This window comes from Arcticibacterium sp. GJ41-1 (assembly GCF_055808875.1).
The window spans coordinates 5,048,187-5,059,145 of the sequence record NZ_CM147888.1; the positions used below are offsets into that span (position 1 = coordinate 5,048,187).

Here is a 10,959-nt window from a genome sequence, read left to right on the forward strand (position 1 = left end):
CTTTACTTTAGGTAGCCTTTTAAAGCCTATGGCCTGCTGTTAAAATCTCAACAGCAAAACGTTTGATACCCATTAAAAACCTGTTAGTTTAGTATGGATTTAAGAATAGTATCTGCACCTTTTGTTCGGATATATAATCGTTAGCCACAAGTTGAAAAAAATACTATGGAAGATAAAAAGAAAGATAATGATGTTAATATTGAAAACGTCATTAAACATTTAAACCTAAAATGGGGAAACCGACCGTGTCCAATGTGCGGTTCAAATAGCTGGAATGTATCTGACAATATATACGAATTAAGAGAATTTCACGGGGGAAATCTTGTACTTGGAAGTGGACCAATTTATCCTATAATTCCAGTAAGTTGTAATAATTGTGGAAATTCAGTAATGGTAAATGCCTTAATGGCAGGAGCTATTGAAAAGCCAAATGTTGAACCGAAAAAAGAAACGGAAAATGAATGATAATCAAAACAAATTCAACGTTTCCCAAGAATTCGAAATAATTCCTCATCAAAAAGGAAAAGCATATCCAATAGGTGTAAAAGAATGGGGATTTATTAAAAAGAAAATTTGTGAGATAAAAATTGATGTTAATAATTTTCATGCTTTCGGATTTTTACTTTTAGGAGCAAGTGCCTCTTGCCTTATTACAATTTTAGCCACAGAATTTAAAACCGATCCCTCAAAATATTTGACTTGGGCAATATTTGGGGTGACTTTGATTGGTGGCCTTTTATCTGTATATTTTGCTAATGATAAACATAAACAGGAAAGTGCAAAACCAACTGAAATAATTAATCAAATGGAATTAATAGAATCGCGATTTGAAACTCAAAAATGATAAAACCCGCAACTACCATTAATAGAACATGATAGACTCAGGCTCTAACACGTACGGCACTAAGTCGCCATTCTTAATCTATCCACCATTCAAGGCACAAAAAAACCTCACCAATTCTCATCGATGAGGTTTTGACTTAAAAGACGTAATTACCCTAAATTATAATCCCATGCTCTGCTCTCATTTGTCTTCCTAAGAGGGCATTGGCGGCAGCATTATTTTTGAAAGATTCTTTCTTTGGATTCCAGTCTAGCTCTACTCCTAGCTCATAGGCTATATTTCCAATATTACACATGGAAGATGTTCTGTGCCCTATCTCCACATCGCATATTGGCAGTTCTCTAGACCTCATAGAATTGATAAAATCAATGTAATGGTTTTCAGGGTGTTTAAGTCTGATATCGGTTTCCTTAATAACTACCTTCTTCAAATTATCAGGCTCTTCTAGTTTTTTTCTTTGCACATCCAGAGTGCCTTCAGAACCTATAAAACGAATGCCATTATTCTTTCCAAAATCTTTATGCGTCACTGTAATTCCGTTTTTGTAAGTATACTTTAATCCACGGATATCGCCCGACATGTTTTTTGACAGCGGAACACTTACTTTCACGGGTCCAGAATTATCCATGCCTAAAGCCCACTGCACTATATCAAACATATGTGCACCCCAGTCGGTGATATAACCTCCGCCAAATGGCTTATACTCTCTCCATAAAGCCCAAAAATCATTTTCTAGCGTAGGAGCCAGCAATTCATTATAAGGTGTTTTATCGGTGTTTGGCCCCATCCATAAATCCCAGTTTAGGTGATTTGGTAAAGGCTGTGCCTCAAAATCAATGTCCTTTGGTGGATTACCCACATTCACAAAAATCTCCTTTATCTCACCCAAGTAACCGTTTCTAATCAGCTCCGCTGTTCTTAGAAATTCAGGCCAAGAACGCTGCATGCTGCCGGTTTGTAAAACCCTGTTATTTTTTCTTACAGCCTTAACCATGGCTCTACCTTCTTTCACGGTAAGGGCTAAAGGTTTTTCGCAATAAATGTCTTTTCCTGCTTCGGCGGCCTTAACCGTCATAGCGGCATGCCAATGGTCTGGCGTAACCACCACCACACTGTCAATAGATTTGTCTTCTATAATTTGTCGGTAGTCTTCATACGCTTTGAACGAAGTATCTAAACTAGATTTCTTGACCAGTTTCGTCAGGTTTTTGGTAAACCTTTCCAGTTTTAGACGGTGCGGGTCTGCAGCAGCCACAATATTGACCTGACCAGTTTCGTGAAAACGACTTTGCAGGCCGTTACTTTGTTTACCACAGCCTATAAAAGCCATATTAACCATGTCACTCGGAGCTAAAAAGCCTTTTCCTAAGACATGTCTTGGCAGAATAAAGAAACTAGATGCAATGGCCGATGATTTAAGAAAATCACGGCGGTTAAGGTTATTTTTCATTTTGGTTGAATATTAAGGTCTTTCGACTAAAAACTAAATTTAATAAAAAGGCTTTCATGGCATGAAACGGTATTTTCAATTACCTTCAAAAAGAACTCCCACGCTTTCTCTTCGCTGGCCTTCCAGCCGGGATTTCATTTTTTTATTGTAAAAAAACGAAACAAAAAAAGCAACACCCTGTAAACTCCAACGCTCAAAATTATTATTAGAAATTGGTAAAAATTTTAGGGTTAAATTTTGACCGTTCTCAAACAGTACAGGGCGATAAAAAGAATTCTTTACAATTATGCCATTTACTCAGATGTAAGTCCTTTTTTCGTTCTTGGGTTGAATATTATTAGGCTAATTTAATCAATTCTCAGAAATTACACCACCCGAAAGCACATACTTAAACATGCTGGCAGAGCGGTCTGCATTAAATAATCTTTCTTTTGCTTTTAACTTTTTTTGCTTTGCTTCAAATGCTGCCACTATTTCTAAAAAATCGCTGGCGTTTTCTTGATACATGATTTGCTGTATTGCCAAATTGCTGATATGGTCGTGTGGGCTGTTTATTGCCTTCCTTAAAACCGCACTTGCCAGTTCGCTCCCATTTATCTCATAAATCATAGCTGCCGCCAAAATAGCATTAGGCTCATAAGTATCATCCAAAACACTTAAAAGTTGGTTATCGAAAGTTTTATTTTCCTGCGACTTTAAACCCATCAATGCCCAATACCTGACAAATTCATTTTTAGATTTTAAGGCTTTCAATTGCTTTTTCAATGTTCCTTTATCTTTAAAACCAGCCAAACTAGCCAGCTCATATATTTCTTCCAAAGGATATTTAGCCTTGTCTAATCTAAATTCATAGGCCGTTCCTTTCTGAGATATTTTATCAATTTCATATTCGGGCAAAAACAAAACATCTCGCTCTTTAAGGATATTGGCTTTTAACTTTGTTCTAAAGTCTGTCAATACGGTTTTGTAGTCTTTATTTTCTGCTAAATTATTTAATTCCCATGGGTCTGCTTCTAAGTCAAACAAATACTCCGCAGCTCTGGGCTTAAGCATCATTTCTTGAGTTTCGTTAAGTTTTCCTTCTTTAAAGTCATTTCTAATTTGAGCCGTAATTTCACCCATGTCCATATACATCAAATGCCTTAATTCCTGAATATATGGCATGAAAATGCGTGTGTAGGCATATTTCCCTTTGATAACCGTTCTAGTCAAATCATAACTTTCGTCTGACCTATCAGAAGAGAGATATAAATACTCTCTAGGTGCAGTTCTATTCTCCCCTAGCAGCACTCGCCCTTTCATATAAGTAGGAATTTCGACACCAGCCAAAGCTAAAACCGTAGGTGCCAAATCCACAAAGTCAATCATCTCATCTGTCACTATACCGCCTTGTCCCCACGGAGAAAGATGTTTGTATTTTTCTGGAAACCACATAGTAAAAGGCACTCTATGTCCTAAACCTATGCCATTGGTTTTCATTCTGGGCATGCCCTCTCCATGGTCACCAAAAGAGAAGATGATGGTGTTCTCTGCCAATCCTTCTTTTACTAAACGAATGTAGAGTTCTTGAAACTCAAGATTAGTTTTAGAAAGCGAATTATAAACCCTCGCCATTTGCTTTCGCATCTCTGGAGAATCTTCATAAAAAGAGGGCATTTCAAAGTCATTATCCCCCGTTTTAAGACTATCAGGTAATTGGTCCCATATCATCTCCTTGTATTTCTCAAAAGGCAGTGTCATGGTTCTAGATTGATGACAAGAATTAGAATTAAACACGGAGAAAAAAGGCTGCCCGTCTTTTTTATTCCACCAACCTGCTTTGTTGCTGCTTTCGTCCCAAGCATTTGCTATCATTTTAGCCTCATTGGCCACATTATAGTCTGTTTTGGCATTATTGCTTGTGTAATACCCTGCATCTCTCAAGTATTTTGGGAAGCCATGAATATAATCTGGAATAGGGTAATTACTTCTATGATTTCCTGTGCCTAGCTCAAAAGTTTTAACACCCGTAATAATAGCCGAACGACTAGGCGAACAGACACTTCCTGTAGAAAAAGCACCTGTGAACCGAACACCTTCTTCCGCCATAAAATCCATAAAAGGGGTTTTAGCGTCTTCATTGCCATAGGCTCCAATAAACTCAGGAGACGTATCTTCATAGGTTAGCCAAAGGATGTTTGGACGGTCTTGGGAGAAAACGGAAAAGCTTATAAAGAATAAAAACAAAAGCGTTTTTTTCATTTTATGTAGGGTCGTTTATTATTATAATGTTTTGGGAATTCACGAGGGCTTATCAGCCCTCTCTACCAATATTACGCTCCTCTGGAGCTGCAAAGCTTATTAGATTTAAACCTAAGGGGAATTCCTGAGTAATAAAAAAATCTTACTGAATTCATCAGTAAGATTTTAAGACAAAGGATTATCTAAATTTATAACATAGCTTACTTCTTCTTCACAATTTTGACCAATTCATAGTTCGGGTCATCTGTTCTTGCTGTAAGAATTAAGGCTTGAAGTTCTTTTAGCTTTTTAGGGTTTGCTTTTGACAGGTCGTTTTCTTCTCCTATGTCATTTGAAAGGTTATAAAGTTCGTCTTCTTTTTGATATTGACGTACCAGCTTCCAATCTCCTTTTCTTAAAGCCTGTCTTGGCCCTGCACCTTCGTTAAACTCCCAATAAAGGTATTCGTGTGCTTTCTGCTTTTCCCCTTTGAGGGCATTCAAATAAGAAATACCATCCAAATTCTTTTTAGTAGGTGTGATTCCAGCCACTTCACAGGCTGTATTTAAAAAGTCCCAAAAACCAGATTGATGATTTGACACCGAACCTTCTCGAATTTTGTTTGGCCAAACGGCTGTAAACGGCACGTGAATTCCACCTTCGTACACATCTCTTTTACGTCCTTTAAAGTCGCCATTGCTATTGAAAAAGCCTCTGTCGTACTCATGACCATTATCACTGGTAAATATTACCAAGGTATTCTCAGCCAAACCATGCTCTTCTAGCTTCTCTCTAATGCGGCCAATGTCTCTATCCATTCTACTTACCATGCCGGCGTAGGCTATGTTTCCTTCCTCGTCATTATAGTAATGTCCTTTTTTCATTGGTCGCTTTTCCCAACCAAGGTTTTCATACTGTGTCTTAGAATCTTCTGGAACGGTTAATTCATAATGAGGCGTGGTAAATGCCACATACATAAAAAACGGCTCCGTACTTTTGGCTCTTTCATCTAAGTAATTCAGAGCTTCGTTCGCTACCAAATCATGCGAATATTGGCCAAAAGTCTCCTTAGGAATATTTCCTTCTAAAGGCACTTTCTCTGTGTTTCGCCACAGATGTTTTGGGTAGTAATGATGAGCTTCGCCGTGCCTCCTGTATCCGTAGAAGTAATCAAAACCCTGAGCATTGGCTTGTCCGCTAACACCATATTCATCCATACCCCATTTACCTAAAATAGCGGTGTGATAACCTGCCCTTTTAAGCTCTTCTGCCACGGTTACATCATCTTCTTTTAAAACTACATCAGCACCAGAGGTGGTCCAGTTAGGGTTTCCTCTTACGGTGGTGTGTCCGGTATTCGTTCCTGTTAGTAAACAAGACCTAGACGGTCCACAAACAGGCGAACCTGAATAGTGATTTGTCAATACCACGCCTTCCTTTGCCATTTGGTCTAAGGCTGGTGTCTTAATTTTGGTTTGCCCATTAAATCCTACATCGCCATAGCCCAAATCATCTGCCATGATGAAGACAATATTTGGCTTTTTTGATGAATCTGAGCTTCCTGGCAATTGTGTTTTACAAGCCCAAACAAACCCTACTACAATGGTTAGAACTATTATTTTTCTTAACATATTTATTGATTTTTTGAAAAAAAATAAAGGTCAACCGCAAAGCGACTGACCTTTACGGCTTACTTAATTATTCACACTTTATACTAACGGTAACCATTGTTAGATGCATCGGAATCTAATAGATTAGGGTTTAGGTCAATTTCTTCTTGAGGGATAGGCAACTTCACCATGTGGTCTTGAATGTTTTGAGGCCCCTCAAACATACCATAAGAAGCATTTCTCACGGTTTCTACTAAAATGCCCCATCTGATTAAGTCGTAACGACGTTCTGTTTCTCCAGCAAGCTCCCATTTTAGCTCGTCTTGAATAGCTTTTCTAATTCCACTTTGAGCAGTTGCTGCCACTGGCGACGCTTCACCATAAGCTCTACGTCTAATTTCGTTTACATAAGTTAAAGCTTCTCCTGTGTTACCTAATTCATTTGCAGCTTCTGCAGCCATCAAATAAACACTAGCAAGCCTCATCGTAATCCACCACTCTCCGTGATTATACCTTGGAGAATTAACAAAGTCAAAATTTGTTCTCTTTTTGAAGTAAGTAAACGTTAGGTCATAACCAAGATACTCGTTCATCAAATTGTAAGGTCTTCTTGGGTCGTCCATAGGATAAGTTTCTACTAAATCTGTCAATGGAACGGCAAGCCCGTAGCCATTAAACTCTTCTCCTATATCTGATAATTTACCTGCAAACTCGTTTCTTAAAGAAGCATCTCTTGGCTCATCTCTAAGTCTTGGATTAAAACTATCCGTGATAGACTGAGCATTGTTTGGTACATCCTTCGTAAAGTCAAAACCAAAAATGGCTTCTTGATTAAACAAATTGTTAGGGTCAAAAACCTCTCCGTATGTAGGCATTAAAGCATGAGGCGAATTGTCAATAATGTCTTTACTCGCAGCTAATGCACTAGCCCAATCTTTCTCCCATAAATGAAATCTAGTTCTTAAATATTTGGCTGCCCATTTAGTAGCTCTTCCAATATCTGCACCGTCATTTGTAGATGGCAATAAAGCTTCAGACCTCCTAAGGTCTTCTATCATAGCCGCTCTTATTTCGGTTAGGTTAGTTCTTCCTAAAACCGCCACCTCGTCTAAAGGAAGGTCTTCCGTAAAGAAAGGAACATCACCCCATAAAGCTGTCAAATGATAATAAGCTAAAGCTCTAAGAAATAATGCTTCGCCAATAACCACATCCTGCGTTTGTACAGAGATATTATTATTTCCTTCTACATTAACTAAAACAGAGTTTGCATCACCTATTACAGCATATAAATCTCTCCATATATTGTAGGCATTACTATAGTTTGTTTCTGTTAAGTTATAGTCCATAATGGCACCTAGTCCACCAAAAATTCTACTTGGCATAGCCTCATCACTTCCAAAGAAAGTAAAAGTAGAAATCCCTTGCCAACCCTTATAAAGGTTGTCTGTTCTCATTCCAAGGTAAATTCCGTTTGCTGCTTGAATAGCCTCTTCATCAGAATTATAAAAATTATTTGGAGCGATAACTCCCCTTACGTTCTCCTCTAAAAAGTTTGAGCATGAGCTCAAGAAAACTACGGTTAGTACTAATATTATTTTTCTCATTTTTCTTATTCTTTAAAAGTCTGCTTTTAAACCAACTGTGAATGTTTTTGCATTAGGATATTGGTTTCTAATAATCCCTCTCACTGTAGAGTTTGTACCAAATCTGGTAGCCTCTGGGTCATAACCTCTAAACTTAGAAATCAAGAATAGGTTACTACCTACACCATAAATATTCAGGCTCTTTATTGCATTACTTTTAAGCGGTAAATTATAACCTACTTTTAAGCTCTTCAGTCTTAAATGCGAACCGTCTTCTAACATAGCAGAGTTAGAAACCACATCTGAAATACTCGCAATTCCACCAGCTTTAGGAATATCAGAAGTTGGGTTTTCTGGGCTCCAACGGTCTATTGCTTCTGCATAAATATTAGCTTCACTTAATCCAAACAAACTAGATTGGTTTGGCTCATGATAGATGTCGTTACCAAATGTTCCTTGGAAGAATATATCTAGACTAAAGTTTTTGTAAACAAAACTGTTGTTAATTCCACCAAAAAACTTCGGTTCAGGATTACCCATCATTACATGGTCATCGTTATTTATTTTACCATCTCCATTTTCGTCTTTATAGCGTGGCCCACCTATCACCTGACGTACACCTAAGTTTCCATCAGTGTCTATTTCTTCTTGCGTTTTATAAGTTCCTAAATACTGAACTCCTGTAAAAACACCTACTGGCTGGCCTACTATTAATTTAGCTCCAGGTCCACCTTGCTCAAGCGAATAAATAATGATTTCGTCAGAACCGGCAAGGTTCAAAATCTTAGACCTGTTTCCAGAAACTGTCAATGAAGACTCCCATTTGAAATCCTTAGAATTAATATTGATAGAGTTTAACATAAACTCTAAACCTTGATTTTGGATAGAACCAATATTCTCAAGTTTAGTGTCAAAACCAGTTACTTTAGGAATTTGTCTTGCCAACAATAAGTCCTTTGTTTTCTTGTAGTAATAATCTATTTCACCAGAAAGTCTGTTGTTCAAAAAGCCAAACTCAAGGCCAATATCTAACTGGCTGGTAGTTTCCCATTTAAGTTCTGGGTTCGCTGGTCTTCCTTTTTGAATACCTATAGCCTGGGTATCATTGAAAACCAAAACATTATTATCCAATACCGCTAAAGTACTGTAAGGGCTAATAGACTCTTTACCCGCTGTACCGAAACTAGTTCTAAACTTTAAGTTTGAAAATAGATTCTGGTTTTGCATAAATGGCTCGTCAATAATTCTCCAAGCAAAGGCTCCAGAAGGAAAAAACGCATAAGCATTATTAGAACCCGAATAAACCGAAGCACCATCTACTCTACCTACTGCTGTAAATAAGTATTTGTCTTTTAAAGAGTAATTAGCTCTTCCTAACCAAGACACCAACTGCCTAGAATCTGCCAAAGAAGAACCTACTCTATATGTTAAAGGGTCTCCAATGCTTAAGTTATCATAATTAATGGCATCAATAGAAATACCCTGCGTTTGCGTAAAAGTGGTTTCTCTTAAACCCTTTTGCCACGTAAAACCACCTAAAAGGTTGATTCTATTATTCTCGTTAAACTTCTTTGTATAAGAGATGGTGTTCTCTTGAAGAATATCAAATTCAAAAACATTGTCTATTTGAGCCAAACCACCTTGCTGAGCAGCTGCTCTAGCTGGTAGTGTTCCTGGGTCAAATTGATTTCTCTTACTCCAGTTAATCTTAGGTCCAATAGTTGACCTGATAACTACATCTTTCCAAGGGCTATATTCTAAATATGCCGTGGTAAGAAGGTTAGTACCATAAGTAAAATCTGTTTTTAGAGCTATATCTGCTAAAGGGTTTGCGAATGCTCCACCCTGAACAATATTTTGGTCCCAATAAGTTACTCCATCAGGATAATAAGTTGGGAATGCCGTTAGGGCAGAACGCATTTGCCACAAATCCGTTTTATCATTTTCGGTTTGTGTAAAAGCCCCATTCAATCTTACTCCAGCTTTTAATTTCTTATTAAGCTTAAAGTCAAGGTTTGCTCTAAAGTTATAACGCTCTAAACCCGTTCCTTTAATTATACCTTCCTGATTAAAATAATTGGCAGATACATAATAGTTCAAATCTTTAGTGCTTCCACCAATAGAAACATCCAAGTTAGATACTGTTCCTGTTTGAGATATTAAATCTTGCCAATCTGAATTCCCTATTTCACTTTTATCTGCAAATGGGTCTGCACTTCCAGAGTTAGCCGCAAACTCAGTTCCATATACGGCTCTATCATAACCATTAAGATAATCTATCTTTCTAGCCATTTGCTGAACACCCGTATAAAGGTTTAAAGAAACGTTTGGTTTTTCACTTCCAAAAGACTCTCCACTTTTAGTTGTAATCAATATTACACCGTTTGCACCCCTTGTTCCATAAATAGAAATGGCAGTTGCATCTTTCAAAACCTCGATAGACTCAATATCATTGGTGTTGATATTATTAAGGTTAAAGTCGGTACCAACAATAAATCCGTCAATAACATAAAGAGGCTCATTATCTGCATTGATAGAGTTACCTCCTCTAATTCTGATAGAAGACCTAGCTCCTGGAGAACCATTGGCAGAAGTTACCAATACACCAGAAGACCTACCTTGTAACATTTGGTCTACTCTAGAGGCTGGCATGTCAGAAAGTTGCTCGGCATCTACTGAACTCACAGCACCTGTTAAATCTTTTTTCTGTGTAACACCATAACCTACCACTACTACCTCTTCTAAAAGAGCTTGGTCTGATTCTAGTTTTACATTAATGGTAGATTGATTACCTATGGTTACCACACTAGCTTTATATCCTACAAAAGAGAATACAAGTTTTTCGCCAGCATTGGCCGAAATACTATAAAGACCATTAACATCTGTCATGGTTCCTCTAGTAGAATTTTGCACAGCCACGGTTACTCCAATTAAAGGCTCATCGTTTTCGTCAATCACTTCTCCTTTTATCACCTGCTGCCCAAAGCCGCAAACTGATACGAAGGCAAAAAGCATGACCAAAGAGAGCTTGAGAAATAGTTTTTTCTTCATAGTCTTTGTAAAAATTAGATTAATAGAATTGAATGTATTTAACAGAAGCAAAAGTAGTTTCATGAGACTTTCTAGATGTCTCAATAAAGGGTGAAAAATGTTTCATGCATGGCTTAAACAGCCCTAAAACAAGCTATATGCCCGTTTTGTCAGGAAAACTGATATAAAAGAAAGAGGGCCTAAGCCCCCTATTCTTTCCAT

The 10,959-nt window shown here is 37.6% G+C and carries 7 protein-coding genes; 2 read left to right on the forward strand and 5 right to left on the reverse strand.

Features of this window, described 5'->3' with window-relative positions:
• The first annotated feature begins 165 nt into the window (after positions 1–165).
• A complete protein-coding gene (locus AC0L6O_RS20880) occupies positions 166–465 on the forward strand; it encodes a hypothetical protein (RefSeq protein WP_473305115.1) in 300 nt (99 codons plus the stop codon).
• Positions 458–844, forward strand: a complete 387-nt coding sequence (locus tag AC0L6O_RS20885; RefSeq protein WP_473305116.1) for a hypothetical protein — start codon at positions 458–460, stop codon at positions 842–844. Before AC0L6O_RS20880 ends, AC0L6O_RS20885 begins: the two co-directional genes overlap by 8 nt.
• A 154-nt stretch (positions 845–998) precedes the next feature.
• On the opposite strand, the gene AC0L6O_RS20890 is transcribed toward AC0L6O_RS20885, so the two are convergent.
• The 5 genes from AC0L6O_RS20890 to AC0L6O_RS20910 all read right to left on the reverse strand — a co-directional run bounded on the left by AC0L6O_RS20890 (position 999) and on the right by AC0L6O_RS20910 (position 10,758).
• Complete coding sequence (locus AC0L6O_RS20890; RefSeq protein WP_473305117.1) at positions 999–2,294, reverse strand: Gfo/Idh/MocA family protein; 1,296 nt, start codon at positions 2,292–2,294, stop codon at positions 999–1,001.
• 351 nt (positions 2,295–2,645) lie between these two features.
• Positions 2,646–4,535 carry a sulfatase family protein gene (locus AC0L6O_RS20895; protein ID WP_473305118.1) on the reverse strand — a complete coding sequence of 630 codons (1,890 nt, stop codon included), beginning with the start codon at positions 4,533–4,535 and terminating at the stop codon, positions 2,646–2,648.
• A gap of 200 nt (positions 4,536–4,735) precedes the next feature.
• On the reverse strand, positions 4,736–6,145 hold the full coding sequence (locus tag AC0L6O_RS20900) for an arylsulfatase (RefSeq protein ID WP_473305119.1): 1,410 nt from the start codon (positions 6,143–6,145) through the stop codon (positions 4,736–4,738).
• Positions 6,146–6,228: 83 nt separating this feature from the next.
• Positions 6,229–7,728 carry a RagB/SusD family nutrient uptake outer membrane protein gene (locus tag AC0L6O_RS20905; protein ID WP_473305120.1) on the reverse strand — a complete coding sequence of 500 codons (1,500 nt, stop codon included), beginning with the start codon at positions 7,726–7,728 and terminating at the stop codon, positions 6,229–6,231.
• Positions 7,729–7,740: 12 nt separating this feature from the next.
• A complete protein-coding gene (locus AC0L6O_RS20910; protein ID WP_473305122.1) occupies positions 7,741–10,758 on the reverse strand; it encodes a SusC/RagA family TonB-linked outer membrane protein in 3,018 nt (1,005 codons plus the stop codon).
• Positions 10,759–10,959: the final 201 nt, after the last annotated feature.

Bases quoted from the DNA above. Each gene is read 5' to 3' on its own strand.
- AC0L6O_RS20880 (WP_473305115.1), top strand. From the start codon at position 166: ATGGAAGATAAAAAGAAAGATAATGATGTTAATATTGAAAACGTCATT.
- AC0L6O_RS20885 (WP_473305116.1), top strand. From the start codon at position 458: ATGAATGATAATCAAAACAAATTCAACGTTTCCCAAGAATTCGAAATA.
- AC0L6O_RS20890 (WP_473305117.1), bottom strand. From the start codon at position 2,294: ATGAAAAATAACCTTAACCGCCGTGATTTTCTTAAATCATCGGCCATT.
- AC0L6O_RS20895 (WP_473305118.1), bottom strand. From the start codon at position 4,535: ATGAAAAAAACGCTTTTGTTTTTATTCTTTATAAGCTTTTCCGTTTTC.
- AC0L6O_RS20900 (WP_473305119.1), bottom strand. From the start codon at position 6,145: ATGTTAAGAAAAATAATAGTTCTAACCATTGTAGTAGGGTTTGTTTGG.
- AC0L6O_RS20905 (WP_473305120.1), bottom strand. From the start codon at position 7,728: ATGAGAAAAATAATATTAGTACTAACCGTAGTTTTCTTGAGCTCATGC.
- AC0L6O_RS20910 (WP_473305122.1), bottom strand. From the start codon at position 10,758: ATGAAGAAAAAACTATTTCTCAAGCTCTCTTTGGTCATGCTTTTTGCC.